General features: G+C 71.4%; 17 protein-coding genes and 2 tRNA genes. 8 read left to right on the top strand and 11 right to left on the bottom strand.

The features are described from left to right. Nucleotides 1–28 precede the first annotated feature (28 nt). Both RR3_RS19880 and moaA read right to left on the bottom strand, forming a co-directional pair. The gene (locus tag RR3_RS19880) at nt 29–289 is read right to left on the bottom strand and encodes a MoaD/ThiS family protein (protein ID WP_010594647.1); all 261 of its coding nucleotides are present in this window, start codon (nt 287–289) and stop codon (nt 29–31) included. After that, a complete protein-coding gene (gene moaA, locus RR3_RS19875) occupies nt 282–1,343 on the bottom strand; it encodes a GTP 3',8-cyclase MoaA (protein WP_048770775.1) in 1,062 nt (353 codons plus the stop codon). The genes RR3_RS19880 and moaA overlap by 8 nt, the downstream gene beginning before the upstream one ends. 119 nt (nt 1,344–1,462) lie before the next feature. Here moaA and RR3_RS19870 point away from each other — a divergent pair, with 119 nt between their 5' ends. The 4 genes from RR3_RS19870 (at nt 1,463) to RR3_RS19855 (ending at nt 5,741) form a co-directional block, all read left to right on the top strand. Beyond that, nucleotides 1,463–2,653 (top strand): molybdopterin molybdotransferase MoeA, encoded by a 1,191-nt coding sequence (locus RR3_RS19870; protein ID WP_043805479.1) that lies wholly within the window; start codon nt 1,463–1,465, stop codon nt 2,651–2,653. Further along, nucleotides 2,650–3,696, top strand: a complete 1,047-nt coding sequence (gene moaCB, locus RR3_RS19865; RefSeq protein WP_017680847.1) for a bifunctional molybdenum cofactor biosynthesis protein MoaC/MoaB — start codon at nt 2,650–2,652, stop codon at nt 3,694–3,696. The genes RR3_RS19870 and moaCB overlap by 4 nt, the downstream gene beginning before the upstream one ends. Then, the gene (locus tag RR3_RS19860) at nt 3,689–4,135 is read left to right on the top strand and encodes a molybdenum cofactor biosynthesis protein MoaE (protein ID WP_010594651.1); all 447 of its coding nucleotides are present in this window, start codon (nt 3,689–3,691) and stop codon (nt 4,133–4,135) included. The genes moaCB and RR3_RS19860 overlap by 8 nt, the downstream gene beginning before the upstream one ends. A gap of 175 nt (nt 4,136–4,310) precedes the next feature. Beyond that, a complete protein-coding gene (locus RR3_RS19855; RefSeq protein WP_064066104.1) occupies nt 4,311–5,741 on the top strand; it encodes a DEAD/DEAH box helicase in 1,431 nt (476 codons plus the stop codon). A 33-nt stretch (nt 5,742–5,774) separates the two neighbouring features. Here RR3_RS19855 and RR3_RS19850 read toward each other — a convergent pair whose 3' ends face one another. The 3 genes from RR3_RS19850 to RR3_RS19840 form a co-directional block, all read right to left on the bottom strand. Beyond that, nucleotides 5,775–6,797, bottom strand: a complete 1,023-nt coding sequence (locus RR3_RS19850) for a CobW family GTP-binding protein (protein ID WP_010594653.1) — start codon at nt 6,795–6,797, stop codon at nt 5,775–5,777. Between the two features lie 61 nt (nt 6,798–6,858). Beyond that, nucleotides 6,859–7,518, bottom strand: a complete 660-nt coding sequence (locus RR3_RS19845; protein WP_017680850.1) for an MBL fold metallo-hydrolase — start codon at nt 7,516–7,518, stop codon at nt 6,859–6,861. A gap of 26 nt (nt 7,519–7,544) precedes the next feature. Next, nucleotides 7,545–8,630 (bottom strand): S-(hydroxymethyl)mycothiol dehydrogenase, encoded by a 1,086-nt coding sequence (locus RR3_RS19840; RefSeq protein ID WP_010594655.1) that lies wholly within the window; start codon nt 8,628–8,630, stop codon nt 7,545–7,547. A 265-nt stretch (nt 8,631–8,895) separates the two neighbouring features. Here RR3_RS19840 and RR3_RS19835 point away from each other — a divergent pair, with 265 nt between their 5' ends. Both RR3_RS19835 and RR3_RS19830 read left to right on the top strand, forming a co-directional pair. Then, the gene (locus RR3_RS19835) at nt 8,896–9,210 is read left to right on the top strand and encodes a WhiB family transcriptional regulator (protein ID WP_003938109.1); all 315 of its coding nucleotides are present in this window, start codon (nt 8,896–8,898) and stop codon (nt 9,208–9,210) included. A gap of 33 nt (nt 9,211–9,243) precedes the next feature. After that, nucleotides 9,244–9,792 carry a gluconokinase gene (locus RR3_RS19830; RefSeq protein ID WP_064066103.1) on the top strand — a complete coding sequence of 183 codons (549 nt, stop codon included), beginning with the start codon at nt 9,244–9,246 and terminating at the stop codon, nt 9,790–9,792. Here RR3_RS19830 and RR3_RS19825 read toward each other — a convergent pair. Then, nucleotides 9,776–11,053: a LuxR C-terminal-related transcriptional regulator gene (locus RR3_RS19825; RefSeq protein WP_010594657.1), complete on the bottom strand. Its 1,278-nt coding sequence runs from the start codon at nt 11,051–11,053 to the stop codon at nt 9,776–9,778. The two genes, RR3_RS19830 and RR3_RS19825, sit on opposite strands and share 17 nt — an antisense overlap. Nucleotides 11,054–11,295: 242 nt before the next feature. Here RR3_RS19825 and RR3_RS19820 point away from each other — a divergent pair, with 242 nt between their 5' ends. Next, nucleotides 11,296–12,081 (top strand): IclR family transcriptional regulator, encoded by a 786-nt coding sequence (locus RR3_RS19820; RefSeq protein ID WP_017680852.1) that lies wholly within the window; start codon nt 11,296–11,298, stop codon nt 12,079–12,081. After that, nucleotides 12,074–13,576: an AMP-dependent synthetase/ligase gene (locus RR3_RS19815; protein WP_017680853.1), complete on the top strand. Its 1,503-nt coding sequence runs from the start codon at nt 12,074–12,076 to the stop codon at nt 13,574–13,576. Before RR3_RS19820 ends, RR3_RS19815 begins: the two co-directional genes overlap by 8 nt. Here RR3_RS19815 and RR3_RS19810 read toward each other — a convergent pair whose 3' ends face one another. The 5 genes from RR3_RS19810 to RR3_RS19790 all read right to left on the bottom strand — a co-directional run bounded on the left by RR3_RS19810 (nt 13,577) and on the right by RR3_RS19790 (nt 16,018). Next, complete coding sequence (locus RR3_RS19810; protein ID WP_010594660.1) at nt 13,577–13,993, bottom strand: DUF7144 family membrane protein; 417 nt, start codon at nt 13,991–13,993, stop codon at nt 13,577–13,579. 397 nt (nt 13,994–14,390) lie between these two features. After that, nucleotides 14,391–14,463 (bottom strand) — tRNA-Ala (locus RR3_RS19805). A gap of 73 nt (nt 14,464–14,536) precedes the next feature. Beyond that, a tRNA-Ala gene (locus RR3_RS19800) sits at nt 14,537–14,612 on the bottom strand. 133 nt (nt 14,613–14,745) lie between these two features. Beyond that, nucleotides 14,746–15,492 (bottom strand): DsbA family protein, encoded by a 747-nt coding sequence (locus tag RR3_RS19795; protein WP_010594661.1) that lies wholly within the window; start codon nt 15,490–15,492, stop codon nt 14,746–14,748. A 37-nt stretch (nt 15,493–15,529) separates the two neighbouring features. After that, on the bottom strand, nt 15,530–16,018 hold the full coding sequence (locus RR3_RS19790; protein WP_010594662.1) for a MauE/DoxX family redox-associated membrane protein: 489 nt from the start codon (nt 16,016–16,018) through the stop codon (nt 15,530–15,532). Nucleotides 16,019–16,027 lie beyond the last annotated feature (9 nt).

Raw genomic sequence — 16,027 nt, 5'->3', positions numbered from 1 at the left:
GGCACCCGGCACCGGGCGGGCGATCCCGTCAGCCGCCGGCGAACGGGGGCAGCACGTCGACCGCCGGGCCGGCGGCGCGTCCGAGGTCACGGGTGAGTTCGGAGTCGACCAGGAACGCCGCCACCGACAGCACGCGCGCCATCTCGGCGCCGTGCCGGTCGACCAGCGCCGCCTTCAGCGCGCCCAGGTCCGCCGTCGGCGGCAACGCCACCGTCTCCTTCTCCACCCCGGCCGCATCCGCCGCCGCGGCGAAATACCGCACCTCGATACCCGTCGTCGTCTCAGCCACCGATTGCTCCCATGCTGCGCTGCGGCGGCGTGAAGTCCGCCGCGTCGATGCCGTGCCCGGCCCACTTGTTCCACATCGCGCCGCGCCACAGCGCGGCGAGTTCGTCGTCGCCCGCCCCGCCGCGCAGCGCCGCCCGCAGATCGGTCTCCCGGTCGCTGAACAGGCACGAGCGCACGGTGCCCTCCGAGGTCAGGCGGGTGCGGTCGCAGTCGGAGCAGAACGACCGGGTCACCGACGCGATGATGCCGACCGTCGCGGGCCCGCCGTCGACCGCCCAGCGTTCGGCCGGCGCGGACGGATCCTCGCGCCCCACCTCGGTGAGGGAGAAACGGGCGGCCAGCACGTCGAGCAGCCGCTGCGCGGGGACCATGTTCGCGCGGGCCCACTCGTGGTCGGCGTCGAGCGGCATCTGCTCGATGAACCGCAGCTGCACGCCCTCGTCGAGGCACCAGGCCAGCAGGTCCGTAGCCCCGTCCAGGGTCTGCGGCATCAGCACGGCATTGACCTTCACCGGCGCGAACCCCGCCGCCTTGGCGGCGCGGATCCCGTCCAGCACCGAATCGAGCCGGTCACGCCGGGTCAGCTGCGCGAACCGCGCGCGGTCGACCGAATCGAGGGAGATGTTGACCCGGGTCAGGCCCGCCTCCGCCAGCGCCTGGGCACGATGGGCGAGACCGACCGCGTTGGTCGTCACCGCCAGCGGGATGCCGGGGACGGCACGGGCACACCCGGCGACGATCTGCTCGAGGTCCCGCCGCATGAGCGGTTCGCCGCCGGTGAAGCGGACCTCCCGGATACCGAGCCGGTGCACCGCGACGGCCACGAGACGGACGATCTCCTCGGCGCTGAGCAGCCGCTCCCGCGGGATCGCCGGCAAACCCTCCTCGGGCATGCAGTACGTGCACCGCAGCGAGCACTTCTCGGTGATCGACACCCGCAGGTCGCGGGCGACGCGCCCGAACCGGTCCAGCAGTACGGGGGTGTCGGGCCGGTCGGAGACGTCGTCGGCCGCGGCAGGGCGCACCGCCGGGATCCCCACGTGCACCGCCGTCATCGGGCCTCCGTCCTCATGACCCTCAGTATGCCGTCGCGCGCCCCGTCGCGTGGGAGGAGCACGGACACGACCCGGACGAGGCCGCACGGCGCCGTGACCGATGTGCCTAGGATTGGTCCATGGCGGGCGGCAGGCGGTCGGTGGAGGAGCATGCGCGACACGTGGCGACGTTGCTCTCCCCGTTGCTGATCCGCGGCACCGAGCCGGTCCCGCTGCTCGAGGCGCTCGGCCGGGTACTGGCCGAGGACCTCGTCGCTCCGATCGACCTGCCCACCTTCCGGAACTCCCAGATGGACGGCTACGCGGTCGACACGGCGTCGGTCACCACCGCACCGGTGACCCTGCCCGTTCGTGCCGTCCTGGCAGCCGGTGACGGCGAGTCGACGCACGTGCCGGGAACTGCGACGAAGATCATGACCGGGGCGCCGCTGCCCGTCGGCGCCGATGCCGTCGTCCCGGTCGAAGACACCGTGACCGACGGCGGAGGTCACGTCACCGTGCGCACAGCGCCCGCCCCGGGCGCGTTCGTGCGCGAACGCGGCAGCGACATCGGTCGCGGCCGCCCCCTGCTGCCGGCGGGGACCGTCGTCGCCGCCCGGCACGTCGCGGCCCTCGCCGCCGTCGGTCTCACCCACGTGCCCGTCCGCACCCGGCCGCGCGTGGCGGTGATCTCGACCGGCAGCGAACTGGTGCCCGGCGGCAGCGTTCTCGCGACGGGCAGGATCCACGACTCGAACGGGCCGGCCCTGGCCGCCGGCGCGGCCGCCAACGGCGCGCTGGTGGTCTCGGTGGATCGCAGCGGCGACGACGCGGAGGTGTTCGCAGCGAAACTCGCGCACGCTGCCTCCGTGGCCGAGGTGGTGTTCACCTCGGGTGGGGTGTCGAAAGGCGACTTCGAAGTCGTCAAGGACGTGCTCGGCCCGCGCGGTGCCGAGTTCGTCTCCGTGGCGATGCAACCGGGCGGACCGCAGGGCACGGCGCTCGTGGATGCGGTACCAGTGCTGACCTTTCCCGGCAATCCGGTCAGCGCACTGGTCTCGTTCGAGGTGTTCGCGAGGCCGGTGCTGCGCTCCGCCGCGGGCCTGCCCGCGATCGACCCCGAGAAGCGCCCTCTGGCAACGAGTCTCGCCTCCGTTCCCGGCAAGCGTCAGTTCCTGCGCGGACGGCGCGACGGCGACGCCGTGGTGGCGATCCCCGGTGCCGGGTCCCACCTGATCGCCGCGATGGCCACCGCGGATGTGCTGCTCGACATCCCCGCCGACACCACGGGCCTCGAACCCGGAGAACTCGTAAGGGTGCTGCCTCTATGACCGAACCGCACGACGTCACCACGCCCGACAGCGGGCCGCTGAGCCACCTCGACGACCGTGGCCGCGCCCGGATGGTCGACGTGTCCGGCAAGTCCGACACCGCCCGCGTCGCGGTCGCCGCCGGCGAGCTCGTCACCACCGCGGAGGTGGTGTCGCTGGTGCGGGCCGACGACATGCCCAAGGCGGACGTGCTCGCCACCGCGCGGATCGCCGGGATCGCTGCGGCGAAGCGCACGTGGGAGCTGATTCCGCTGTGTCACCAGCTCGCGTTGTCGTCGGTGCAGGTCACCTTCGGGTTCACCGGCAACGCGATCACGATCGAAGCCACGGCAAAGACGAAGGGCCCCACGGGCGTCGAGATGGAAGCCCTCACCGCCGTCGCGGTGGCCGGGCTGACGCTGCACGACATGGTCAAGGCCGTCGACCCCGCCGCGGCGCTGAACGGGGTGCGGCTGCTCTCGAAGGACGGCGGCAAACGCGGGCACTGGCGTCGTCGCGAGGAGGAGACCACCACTGCCGGGGAGGCCGGGACCGTCGCGCCGGAGGACGCCGAGTTCGTCGAGCAGACGGGCGCACCGGCGACGGTGCTCGTCGCGTCCACGGGTGTGGCCGCCGGTACGCGGGAGGACAGGACGGGCCCGCTGATCGCGGAATTCCTCGAGACGCGCGGCTTCACGGTGCGCGGTCCGCTGGTGTACGCCGACGCGGACATCGCGTGGGGACTCGAGGATGCGCTCGCCGGCGATCCCGCACTCGTGATCTCCACCGGTGGGACCGGTGCTTCCCCGACGGATGCGACGCCGGAAGCGACGCTGGCACTGCTGGACCGCGAGCTGCCGGGGGTCGCCGAGGCCATCCGCCTGCGCGGCCTGCAGGTCACCCCGCACGCGTCGCTGTCGCGCGGTGTGGCCGGACTCGTGGGCCGCACGGTCGTGGTCAATCTGCCCGGCTCGCCGGGCGGCGTGAAGGACGGGCTGGCGGTGCTCGAGCCGATTCTCGGCCACCTGCTGGCTCAGGTCGCCGGAGGAGGAGCGCATGAGTGAACTGCTGGCGCGGATCTCGAGCGAACCGCTCGATCCGGGAACCGTGGACGCCGCCGTGGCCGGCCCGGAGCACGGCGCGGTCGTGGTGTTCAGCGGCGTGGTGCGCAACCACGACGGGGGGCGCTCGGTCGAGGCGCTGGAGTACCAGGCCCATCCCGAGGCGGAGCACTTCCTGCGCCGCTGCTGCGAACAGGTGGCTGCCGATTCGGGACTGCCGGTCGCCGCGGTCCACAGAGTGGGCGATCTCACCATCGGCGATCTCGCGCTGGTAGCGGCGGCGGCGGCACCGCACCGGGCCGAAGCCTTCGCCGTGTGCGCCGAACTGGTCGAACGCATCAAACGCGAGGTCCCCATCTGGAAGCGGCAGCGATTCGACGACGGTCTGTCCGAGTGGGTGGGTCTCGACGCGTGCGCCGACGAGCATCCCGGCGTGGGGTAGGCTGCGGTAGTTCGGGCATCACGACGATGCCCACCGTCGTGGGATACCGGCGGGCCGGGATCGTGCCCGGCTCCGCATGCAACACCGGCATCGGCTTTCCTTGCGGCGATCCACTGCGCCCTCCGAGATCGTCTCGGAGTGCGTGCACGCTGCATCGAAAGGCAGTTCTGTACCTATGACCGTTTCCTTCTCCGACCTCGGCGTTCCCCGGACCCTGGTGGCGTCCCTGAACGACAACGGCATCACCAGCCCGTTCCCGATCCAGGTCGACACGCTGCCCGACACGCTGGCCGGCCGTGACGTGCTCGGCCGCGGCCGCACGGGCAGCGGCAAGACGCTGGCGTTCTCCATCCCGCTCACCGCGCGCCTGGCCGGCGGCGCCACCCGCGCCGCGGGCCGCCCGCGTGGACTGGTGCTGGCCCCTACCCGCGAGCTGGCCACGCAGATCGCCGCGGTCGTCGAACCCCTTGCGCGGGTCGCCGGGCTGCGGGTGACCACCATCTTCGGCGGGGTCTCGCAGAACCGTCAGGTCGACGCGCTGCGCCGCGGCGTGGACATCGTGATCGCCTGCCCGGGCCGGCTCGAGGACCTGATGCGGCAGAAGTTCGTCACACTCGACGCGGTGGAGATCACCGTGCTCGACGAGGCCGACCACATGGCCGATCTCGGCTTCCTTCCCGGCGTGACGCGGATCATGAACGCGACGCCGAAGGACGGTCAGCGCCTGCTGTTCTCGGCCACGCTGGACAACGGGGTCGACAAGCTCGTCACGCGGTTCCTGCGCAACGAGGTGCTGCACTCGGTCGACGAGGCGCACTCCCCGGTCGCGGCGATGACGCACCACGTGTTCGACGTCGACAACGCCGACACGAAGAAGGACCTCGTGCGGACCCTGGCCTCCGGCACGGGCCGGCGAATCCTGTTCATGCGCACGAAGCATCAGGCCCGCAAGCTTGCCCGTCAGCTCACCGAGTCCGGCATTCCCGCCGTCGATCTGCACGGCAACCTGTCGCAGAACGCACGCGACCGCAACCTCGCGGCGTTCTCCTCCGGGGAGGCGCGGGTGCTCGTGGCCACCGACGTCGCGGCCCGCGGCGTGCACGTCGACGACGTGGAACTGGTGGTGCACGTGGACCCGCCGGCCGAACACAAGGCGTACCTGCACCGCTCGGGTCGTACGGCCCGCGCCGGGAGCACCGGCGACGTCGTGACCGTGGTCCTGCCGGAACAGCGCAAGGATCTCGCCGTCATCATGCGCAAGGCTGCGATCAAGGTCACCCCGGTACGGGTGACGGCGAAGTCGGAGCACGTGCTGGACCTGGTCGGCGAGATCGCCCCGCACGTGGCACCGTCGGCCAAGCAGGCCGCGGCTCCCTCGGGTGGCGCATCGCGACGGCCGGCCCGACGCGGCGGCAGCGGGGCGACCGCTCAGCGCGGTGCCCGACAGCACGGCGGCGGTGCCGCCCGACAGCACGGCGGCGGTGCCGCCCGGCAGCAGAGCTCGTCGCGGCAGGAGCAGCCGGCGGCTCGGCAGGAACGCGGCGCACAGCCGGGCAGCCGCCGTCGTCGCCCGAACCGCACGTCGGCGACCGTCGCGCGGGGGTAGACAAACCCCGGTAGAGGGTCCACGCACCTTCGCTCAGCGCGGCGTGAACCGGTGCACGGCCAGCATTGCATCGGCCGGCACCGGTTCGGTAGGTACGCACGCGGCGAGCCGAGCGCGTACCGCATCGGGGTCCAGGTCGGCACCGATCACGACGAGCCGGGTGGTGGCAGGGATGTCGCCCGTACGCCGCACCGGGTCGAAGCGGATGTGGTCGCCCACGGTGTGCAGCAGATAGGTGCGCGTTCGACCACCGGCGACGACGTGGACGTACCCCTTGATTCGGAACACCCCGGCCGGCTGGTCCTCGAGGAAGCCGACGAGGGCGCGGGGATGCAGCGGTACCGGCGAATCGAAGTCCACGGCGTCGTAACCGTCGTGCAGATGGGTGTGCTCGCCGTCGTGCTCCTCGTACAGCAACCGGTCGAGGCTGAGCTGTTCGCCGGGTTGCGGCTCGGGACGTTCGGGGATGTCGAACAACAGCGCCGGATCGATGCGCCCGTGCACGGTGGACACGATCGCGGCGCGGTCGTTGAGGCGGCACAGCAATTCGAGTAGTTCGTCGTGGGCGTCACCGTCGATGCGGTCGGTCTTGTTGAGCAGCACGAGATCTGCCAGTGCGACGTGCTGGTCGAGTTCGGGGTGCCGCTCACGGGTGCCGCCGAATTCGGCCGCGTCCACGACGAGGACGAGTCCGCCGTAGCCTACGTACTCGTTGCCCGAGCCAACGACGAGCCGGATCATGTTGCGCGGCTCGGCGAGTCCGCTGGCCTCGACGACGATGACGTCGATGTCCGAGGTGCGGTGTGCGAGCCGGTCGAGCATCGCGTCCATGTCGGCGACGTCGACGGCGCAGCACAGACAGCCGTTGCTCAGCGAGACCATCGAGTCGACCTGTCCCGCGACCATCATCGAGTCGATGTTGACCGCGCCGAAGTCGTTGACGATCACTCCGATTCGCGCACCACGGTTGTTGCGCAGCAGGTGGTTGAGCAGGGTCGTCTTCCCGGAGCCCAGGAAGCCTGCGACGATCACCACGGGGATCCGCTCGTTCGCCATGAGGCGAGCGTAGCGGTGCGTCCCGTCCGGCGGTCCGGCGACGGGACGCACCGCGGCGGGGTCAGCTGCCCCGGCGGATCCACTCCTCGAGGTGCGGGGACTCGGTGCCGATCGTCGTGCCGTCGCCGTGACCGGTGTGCACCTTCGTCTCGGCGGGCAGCGCGAACAGCTTGTCCCGGATCGAGCCGATGATGGTCGGGAAGTCCGAGTAGGAGCGCCCCGTCGCCCCCGGCCCGCCGGAGAACAGGGTGTCGCCGGTGAACAGCTCACCCGCCTCCGGCAGATACAGGCACGTCGAGCCGGGCGAATGCCCGGGAGTGTGGATGGCCTGGATGTCGGTGCCCGCCACCGTGATCCGATCACCATCCTCGAGCGGCCGGTGCCGCACCCCGGGGTGGGTCATCTCCCAGAGCACGTCGTCGGCCGGGTTGAGCAGGATCGGCGCGTCGAGCGTCGCGGCCAGTTCCGGGGCGACGGTGACGTGGTCGTTGTGCCCGTGCGTGCACACGATCGCCACCACCTTCCGGCCCCCGACGGCGTCGACGATCGGCTGTGCGGTGTGCGCGGCGTCGATCACGACCACCTCGTCGTCGTCACCGACGAGCCAGATGTTGTTGTCGACCTCCCACTCGCCGCCGTCGAGGGCGAAGGTGCCGTGGGTGACGACCCGGTCGATACGCAGACGGTGCCGATCCCCCGTCGCTCCGCTCGCCCCGGTCACATCCCCCGTCGCTCCGCTCGCCCCGGTCACAGGACCACCACCGAGCGCAGCACCTCGCCGCGGTGCATGGTCTCGAACGCCTTCTCCACCTGATCGAGGGCGATGCGCTCGGTCACGAACTTCTCGAGCGGCAGCCGGCCCTGCTGGTAGAGATCGACCAGCATGGGGAAGTCCCGCTCGGGCAGGCAGTCGCCGTACCACGACGACTTGAGCGACCCGCCTCGGGAGAAGAAGTCGATCAGCGGCATCTCGAGGGTCATGTCCGGGGTGGGCACGCCGACGAGGACGACGGTGCCGGCCAGGTCACGCGCGTAGAAGGCCTGCTTCCACGTCTCCGGGCGGCCGACGGCGTCGATGACGACGTCGGCGCCGAAGCCGCCGGTCAGCTCCGCTATCGCCTCGACCGGGTCGGTCTCGGCGCCGTTGACGGTGTGGGTCGCGCCGAGGTCGGTGGCCCACTCGAGCTTCTTCGCGTCCCGGTCCACCGCGATGATCTTGTCGGCGCCGGCGAGGCGGGCACCCATGATCGCGGCATCGCCGACACCGCCGCAGCCGATGACCGCCACCGAGTCGCCGCGGGTGACCCCGCCGGTGTTGACCGCGGCACCGAGTCCGGCCATCACCCCGCACCCGAGCAGGCCGACGACGGCCGGGTCGGCGCTGGGGTCGACCTTGGTGCACTGCCCGGCGTGCACGAGGGTCTTGTCGGCGAACGCGCCGATGCCCAGGGCCGGGGTCAGCTCGGTGCCGTCCTCGAGGGTCATCTTCTGCGTCGCGTTGTGGGTGTCGAAGCAGTACTGCGGACGGCCCCGCTTGCAGGCGCGGCACTGCCCGCACACGGCCCGCCAGTTGAGGACGACGAAGTCGCCGACCGCGACCGAGTCGACGCCCTCTCCAACGGACTCGACGACCCCGGCGGCCTCGTGGCCGAGCAGGAACGGGAACTCGTCGTTGATGCCGCCCTCCCGGTAGTGCAGGTCGGTGTGGCACACTCCGCACGCGGCGATCGCGACGACGACCTCGCCCGGCCCCGGGTCGGGGATGACGATCGGCACGACCTCGACGGGAGCGCCCTTCGCGCGGGCGACGACGCCCCGGACCTGCTGTGGCATGACGGTGTCTCCTTCTTCTCGTGCGGTGCTCGCGCAACGTCGGCGACGTATCGCGATATGCGCACACGCTATCGGCGGCGAGACGCCTCGGTACCTGATCGAAGGACGGGCTTCACCTGCCCGAAAGACCAGCCCCGCCACTTTTGCCTGAAGAATGCAGAAGTGTCGTTGATCGAGTACGAAAGTCGGGTTAGGCTTAGGTATGACCGCCCTCACAGGGCGCAGCGTCCAGGCGAGGCGACCCCTCGCAGGCCCGAGGAGTGCAATGTCGATCGCCAACACGGTGACCCTCCCCCACCCCCGCAGCGAGAGCTGGGATTGGCAGCTGCACGCTGCGTGCCGCGGCCACGAGTCGTCGGCCTTCTTCCATCCCGACGGCGAACGTGGGCACGCGCGCGAGCTGCGCGAGTACCGCGCCAAGCTCGTCTGCGCCCGATGCCCGGTTCTCGAGCGCTGCCGCACCCACGCCCTGGAAGTCGGGGAGCCGTACGGTGTCTGGGGTGGAATGTCGGAGTCCGAGCGTCGCTCGCGCCGGGCCGCCGTGAATCGGTCCACCCGGTGGGGCATGCTGGGGCGCTGACGAGCGCCCCGGCGTCGACCGACGGAGGCACAGATGGACTCACCCGGCCGCTCCGGCGCACCGGTTCTCGTGATCATGGGAGTGTCCGGCTCCGGTAAGTCGACCGTCGCGGCACTCGTCGCCGACACCCTCGGATGGGACCTGCTCGAGGGCGACGACCTGCATCCGCGTGCCAACGTCGAGAAGATGGCCGCCGGCCGGCCACTCGGCGACGCGGACCGAGCGCCGTGGCTCGCGGCGATCGGCGAGTGGATCCGGCACCACACCGCGCGAAACCGACCGGGGGCGGTGACGTGTTCCGCACTGCGCCGCAGCTACCGCGACGACCTGGCCGGTGAGAACGTGGTCTTCGTGTACCTGGCGGGCACGCGCGAACAGATCCGGGAACGACTGCGCGCACGGCGCGGGCACTACATGCCGGCCGGCCTGCTGGACTCGCAGTTCGCCGCGTTCGAGCCGCTCGAACCCGACGAGGCGGCGATCGTCGTCGGCATCGACGCCGAGCCCGCCGAGATCGCCGCCGAAATCGTCAGGCGCGCGGCCGAGTGGACGCCCGGGACGGACGTCAGCCCGCGGCCTTGATCCCCGCCTCCGCGCCGAGCGCGGCCGCCTCTCCGCGGGTGCTCACGCCGAGCTTGCGGAGCACCGACGCCACGTGGAACTTGACCGTCGATTCGCTGACGCCGAGCCGCTCGGCGATCACCCGGTTCCGCCGGCCGGCGACGAGGTGCTCGAGCACCTCCACCTCACGGGGCGCGAGCACCGCCAGCGCCTCGAGTGCGGAGCTACCGGCCACCGGAGCGGGCATGTCGAGCGGTAGCCGCGCCGCGACGCGGCAACCCCATCCCGGTGTGGACTCGGCCTCCACGGTGCCGCCGAGGGTCTCGGCCCGGTCCCGCAACTGCCGCGCGAGGTCGGCGGCGTCGGCCTCGCCGTCCCCGTCGTCCCGGATGTCGATCAGCAGGTCGCCGCCGTGACAGTGCCAGGCGACCCGGACGCGGCCGAGGTCCGCCTGCGCGGACATCGCGAGCACCGCGCCGCGAGCGAGAGCCCGGGCGGCATGCGCGACCTCTCCGGGCAGCGCCCGCCCGTCCACGGGTGGGGCGACCATCTCGAGAACCACCTCGCGGTGCCGGAGCAGACCACGCAGCTCGCCGTGCAGCCGAGCGAAGGCCGTGGTCACTGCCTCCTCGGCGAGCTCGCGGTGACGGTCGACGGCCGAGCGGAGCCCGATGAGGGCATTGGTGGCGGTCTCACGCGCGGTGATGCGCGCCCGGGTGTCGTCGAGGTCCTTCGACCGCAACGTCGCGAGGATCGACTCGAGTGTCATCGCATGGGCCTCGGTGAGCTCGGCGACGGTCCGTGCGCGTTCGGACGAGGCGGCACGCGATTCGGCGAGATACGCCGGGCTGGCGTTGCGGACCTGGAGCTGGATGCCGGTGGCCACGACGGCGAACAGTGCCCGGACCAGCTCGAGGGGAATCGCGGCGGTGCGGGCACCGTCCGGGACGAGCACGAGCAGCGTATCGGTGGCGTCGAGGATCACCCACACGTCGCGGTCCCGGCCCGCGATCCGGGCCGGGCCGCGACGGATCTGCCCGGTGGCGAGTTCGCTCCGGATGCGGTCGAGTTCGGCGATGGTCACCCGGTCGACGACACCGGGGTCGCCGGCCACCTTGCGCGGCCGCCCGGTGCATTCCCGCGTGAAGATCACCAGGGCGGTGTGCGGGACCAGGTCGGTGAGCAGCGCCGAGAAGCGCTGGCCGATCTCGGTGAGCGGCCCGACCAGCACGTCCCGTAGGTGCGTGATCAGCGTGTCGGGGGCCGGGATCGCGGTGCTCACTCCGGCCACGATAGCGCGGACGCCCGGGGAACCGGCTCCCCGCTCGGTGGGCGCTCCCCCGGGCGCGCAGGTCGGCGGGCCGGGTGCACGTCCCGGGGCGGCGGTGCTGCTCACCGCGCCGGATCGACGCGACCGGGATCCGATGCTGCAACCGAACAACGCGCTCGAGTGCTGGACTAGCATTCCGCTCAGAGTCGTACCGGCCCGGCCGGAGCAGTTCCCGAGGAAGGGGTGAACACACCGTGACCCCTACCGGCGCCGCCCGCCCGGCCACCGGTTCCGTCACGGTACGGGCGCTCACCCTTCTCGAGGCGTTCACGCGTGAGCAGCCCAGCCTGACCCTGAGCGAGATCTCCCGGCGCACGGGTCTGCCGCTCACCACAGTGCACCGGCTGGCCGGGGATCTCACCGAATGGGGCGCGCTGGAGCGCGACTCGTCCGGCCGCTTCAGCGTCGGGCTCCGGTTGTGGCAGGTCGGGGCCCTCGCGCCCCGCGGTGCGCTGCTGCGCGAGCTGGCACTGCCCGTGTTGGAAGACCTGTCGCAGATCACCCAGGAGAACGTGCAGCTCGGCGTGCGCGAGGGCACAGAAGTGGTGTTCGTCGAACGGCTGGGGGGTCAGCGGGCGGTGAAGACCCTCGCCCGGGTCGGCAGTCCCTTTCCCCTCCACGCGTCCGGCCTGGGACTCGTGCTGCTCGCGTTCGCCCCGCGCTCCGTTCAGGAGGAGGTGCTGTCGCGGCCGTTGGAACGGTTCACCGAACGCACCCTCACCTCACCGGCCGAGCTGCGCCGGGTCCTGGCCGAGGTGCGCCGTTCCGAGATCGCGGTGAGCGACCGCCAGGTGACGATGGAGGCAGTCTCGGTGGCCGCACCGATCTTCGAGCGGCCCGGGATCGCCGTCGCGGCACTGTCGATCGTCGCGGCCGCCGACACCGCGCAGGTCACCGCATTGACCCAGCTCGTGCGCACCGCGGCGCGTGCGATCGGCCGCGCCCTGCGACCCGGCGGATTGACGAGCAGCGATGGCTGAACCCGCCCGCACCGTGCCGCGGTTGCTGTTCGACCGGGTCGCCCGCACGCCCCATGCGGAGGCGTTCCGGCATCCCGCGGGTGACGACTGGTCGAGCGTGTCGTGGGGCGAGGTCGGCAGCCGGGTCACTGCGCTGGCCGCCGGGCTGATCGGACGGGGCATCGCCCCGGGCGCGCACGTCGCCGTCTGCGCCGTCACCAGCTACGAGTGGATCCTCGCCGACCTGGCGATCGTGTGTGCGGGGGCGGTCACCGTGCCGATCTACCCCGCTACCCCGCCGGCGGACGTGGCGGCACTGCTCCGGCACTCGGGCAGCGTGCTGACGTTCACGGACCGGCCGCTGCCCACCACGCCACTGCTGTACCTGAATCGGCTCGGGGAGCTCGAGGACGAGGGCCGGCGCCTCCTGGCCGCCGATCCTGAAGCGGTGGCGGCCCGCATCGCGGGCGTAACCCCCGACCACCTGGCCACCTTGATCTACACCTCCAGTTCCGACGGCACCGCCAAGGGTGCCTGTCTGTCGCACGCTGCCGTCGCCTACGAAGCCCGGGCGATGGCCCGCCTGGGGATGCTCACCTCCTCGGACCTGCAACTGCTCTGGTTGCCGCTCTCCCACGTCTTCGGGCGCGCCTTGCTGTTCGTGGGCGTGCACCTGGGGTTGCCGACGTTCGTCGACGGCCGCGCCGACCGGGTGGTGCGGCACCTCGGCGACGTCCGGCCCACCTTCCTCGGATCCGTTCCCCATGTACTGGGCAAGATCCGCACCGGCGTCGAGTCCGGCGCCGCGGATCTGGGTCGATTGCGATTCGTGCTGTCCGGGTCGGCCCGGCTCGCCCGCCCGCTGGCCGAGTGGTTCGACGGGGCCGGTGTGCCGGCCCTCGAGGGCTACGGCATCACCGAGACGGCGGGACCGTCCTGCGTCAACCGCCCGGACAGCCGGCGTCTCGGCTCCGTAGGCCGGCCCCTGCCCGGCACGCAGGTTCGTATCGCCCCCGACGGGGAACTGCTCGTCCGCAGCCCTGCGGTCATGGCCGGGTACCACGACGATGTCGAACGCACCGCGGCCGCCATCGACCGCGACGGCTGGTTCCATACCGGCGACCGCGGCGCCGTCGACGACGACGGATTCGTCACCTTGCGTGGCCGTAAGAAGGAGGTGTTCAAGACCTCCACCGGCAAGTACGTCGCGCCTGCTGCCGTCGCACGCCGGTTCCGGGCACTGCTGCCCGACGCGGACCTCGTCGTGGCAGGTGAACTCCGGCCCTACTGCGTGGGACTGGTCGTCCCCATGTCGGACCGGCCGATCCCACCGGCGGAGGCCGCGGCCGCCGTCGACCGGCTCAACGCGGACCTCGGCCGCTGGGAACGCATTCGCCGGTTCATCGTGCTGCCCGCACCGCTTCCGCCGACGGACGTCGACGCGCACGGGCACCCGCTGCCGGAGCGGGTGCTCGTGCGCTGCGCCGACGTCGTGCAGCGTTTGTACGAGGATTGATCAGGGACGGTAGCCCGGCTCGGTACGACCGGCGTCCCAGGTGCGATCGGCGTCCCAGGTCGACACCGCCCAGATCACCACCACGTCGATCGCGATGATCGCGAGCGACCAGCCCGGGTAGTAGGGCAGCCACAGGAAGTTCACGATGATCGACAGCGCCGCGATGACGATCGCGGCGACGCGCGCCCACGTCGCCCCCGTGACGAGCGCGAGACCGACCACGGCCACCAGGATGCCCAGGATCAGATGCACCCAGCCCCACGCCGTGACGTCCCAGGAGAAGGTGTATTCCTGCCCCACGACGATGATGTCGTCCTTGGCGATCGCGGCGATGCCCTGCAGGAACTGCAGGACACCGACCGTGGCCAGCAGGATGCCGGCCGCGATCGACGTGCCGGCGGCGAAACCCTGCTTCAATCCCGAGCCGGTCGCCGGCCCCGATCCGTGGCGGACAGCGGCGGCGGGGCCGCCACCCTCGTGGGCACCACCCGCATGGCGCGCAGACGCACCCGCTGCCGCAGTGGCACCCATACCGGCAGTAGCACCCGAACCGGCAGTAGCACCCGAACCGGCAGTAGCACCCGCACCCGGTGCGGCACCGGCACCGGCACCGGCAGAAGAACCCGGGGTAATGTTCGAACCTTCGGACACGACAGCTCACCTCTCCCGTTTTCGAAGCGATCCATCACAGTGTGCGCCGCTACGAGAGAGCATGAAGCAGGTTCCGAGGGGGAAAATGTCGGCATTGCCCGGGATACCGGTCCGGCCGCACAACGATCGGGGCGTCCCGGAGGGGGTGGAGAGGGTGCGGGAGTGGAGCTAAGGGGACTCGAACCCCTGACCCCCACACTGCCAGTGTGGTGCGCTACCAGCTGCGCCATAGCCCCTGAACAACCGGACCACCCGAGGTGGCCTCTCACGACAAGAGGCGAGAGCATTCACTCTCGCCTCGTGTCGCGATGGTGGAGCTAAGGGGACTCGAACCCCTGACCCCCACACTGCCAGTGTGGTGCGCTACCAGCTGCGCCATAGCCCCGTACCGTCGCCCGGGATTTACTCCCCGGTGCGAAGAGAAAATTACACCATCGCCGTCGACGACAACAAATCGCCTGGTCAGTGCGGACCGGGAGGCGACGGCGGTCGTCCGTCCGACCACCGTCGCCGCCACCTCAGCCGAGCTCGGCCACCCAGTTGTCGTTACCGAGTGCGTCGATCACGGTGCCGTTGTGCACCACCGCGGGGGTGCCGGACGCGCCCGCCGCCGCGAGCGCCTGCCGTCCCGCCTCCGCGTCGACCGCAGCCTGCTCGACGCGCGCGCCGTCGGCGACACACTGCGCCGCCTCGTCGGACGCCCCGGCGTCCCGTGCCATCTGTGCCAGCTCGGCATTGGTGAGGTCGCTGTCGCCCCGCTCGGCGGGCTGGTTCTCCGGCGAGAGCAGCGCACCGTGGAACGCGGAGAACGCCGTCGCGTCCCCGGCCTGCGCGACGCACTGACCGGCCGCGACCGCGCGGGTCGAGTAGTCGCCGCTCGCCGAGAGCTGATCGAGGAACGCGAGCATGTGGTATCGCACAGCGACGTCGCCGGCGTCGATCGCCTGCGCGAGTTCCTGACCGTGCTTGTGCTCGAGCTCGGCGCAGTACGGGCACAGCGGGTCCTCGAACAGGTCGATCGTCGTCGCGGCGTCGGGGAGGCCGAGGAGGACGACCCCGTCGTCCTGCAACTCCACCTGCACCGCCGCGTTCTGCACCGTCCCGTAGCCCTCGTTGCGCGCCTTGCTCCGGTTCGCCTGCCACAGCACCCCCCCGATGACCAGCACCGCGATCACCACGACCGCGATCCCGCCGAGGATGAAGGTGGACTTGCTCGACGTCGGCTCCGGCGTGTACTTGACCGGTTTGACCTTCTTGGCGCTCACGAAATCTGCCCTTCGCTGTCCGGGTATCGATGCGGGATCACTCTGCCATCGCGGGCTGAGTGCGTGCTGAGAGCCTCGCCCGGGAGCCGGGACCGAGCGCGAGCGGACTGCGGGGGAACACGGTCAGCCATGCGGCCAGGGCGAGGAAGCCGAGGTCTCGTGCGATTTCTCCGGCGTAGTCCCAGCCGTCCACGTCGGCGGCCCCACCGCCACCGAAACACCCGCAGTCGATCGACAGCCCGCGCGCCCACACCGACGCGATCACGCCGATCAACGTCAGCAGCGCGGCCGCCCCCACGACCGCTGCCGCGCGCACCGCGAGCCCGATCAGCAGCAGCAGTCCGAGCACGAGCTCGAGGATCGGCAGCCCGGCCGCGACGGGCCGCACGAGGACCTCGGGCAGCAGCTGGTACGCGCGGACGGCCACCACGGTCTGCGACGGATCGACGAACTTGATCCAGCCGGAGATCAGCCACACGGCGGCGAGACCGAGCCGGGCGATCAGACTGAGCAGGGGAATCCACACGTCATCGAC

It is taken from the genome of Rhodococcus ruber NBRC 15591, from assembly GCF_001894945.1.
Lineage (GTDB): Bacteria > Actinomycetota > Actinomycetes > Mycobacteriales > Mycobacteriaceae > Rhodococcus > Rhodococcus ruber.
This window is presented reverse-complemented; position numbering and strand designations above follow the sequence as displayed.

Excerpts from the sequence above, each read along its gene's own strand:
- moaA (WP_048770775.1), bottom strand. The coding sequence starts at position 1,343 with ATGACGGCGGTGCACGTGGGGATCCCGGCGGTGCGCCCTGCCGCGGCC.
- RR3_RS19870 (WP_043805479.1), top strand. The coding sequence starts at position 1,463 with ATGGCGGGCGGCAGGCGGTCGGTGGAGGAGCATGCGCGACACGTGGCG.
- moaCB (WP_017680847.1), top strand. The coding sequence starts at position 2,650 with ATGACCGAACCGCACGACGTCACCACGCCCGACAGCGGGCCGCTGAGC.
- RR3_RS19860 (WP_010594651.1), top strand. The coding sequence starts at position 3,689 with ATGAGTGAACTGCTGGCGCGGATCTCGAGCGAACCGCTCGATCCGGGA.
- RR3_RS19855 (WP_064066104.1), top strand. The coding sequence starts at position 4,311 with ATGACCGTTTCCTTCTCCGACCTCGGCGTTCCCCGGACCCTGGTGGCG.
- RR3_RS19850 (WP_010594653.1), bottom strand. The coding sequence starts at position 6,797 with ATGGCGAACGAGCGGATCCCCGTGGTGATCGTCGCAGGCTTCCTGGGC.
- RR3_RS19840 (WP_010594655.1), bottom strand. The coding sequence starts at position 8,630 with ATGCCACAGCAGGTCCGGGGCGTCGTCGCCCGCGCGAAGGGCGCTCCC.
- RR3_RS19835 (WP_003938109.1), top strand. The coding sequence starts at position 8,896 with ATGTCGATCGCCAACACGGTGACCCTCCCCCACCCCCGCAGCGAGAGC.
- RR3_RS19830 (WP_064066103.1), top strand. The coding sequence starts at position 9,244 with ATGGACTCACCCGGCCGCTCCGGCGCACCGGTTCTCGTGATCATGGGA.
- RR3_RS19815 (WP_017680853.1), top strand. The coding sequence starts at position 12,074 with ATGGCTGAACCCGCCCGCACCGTGCCGCGGTTGCTGTTCGACCGGGTC.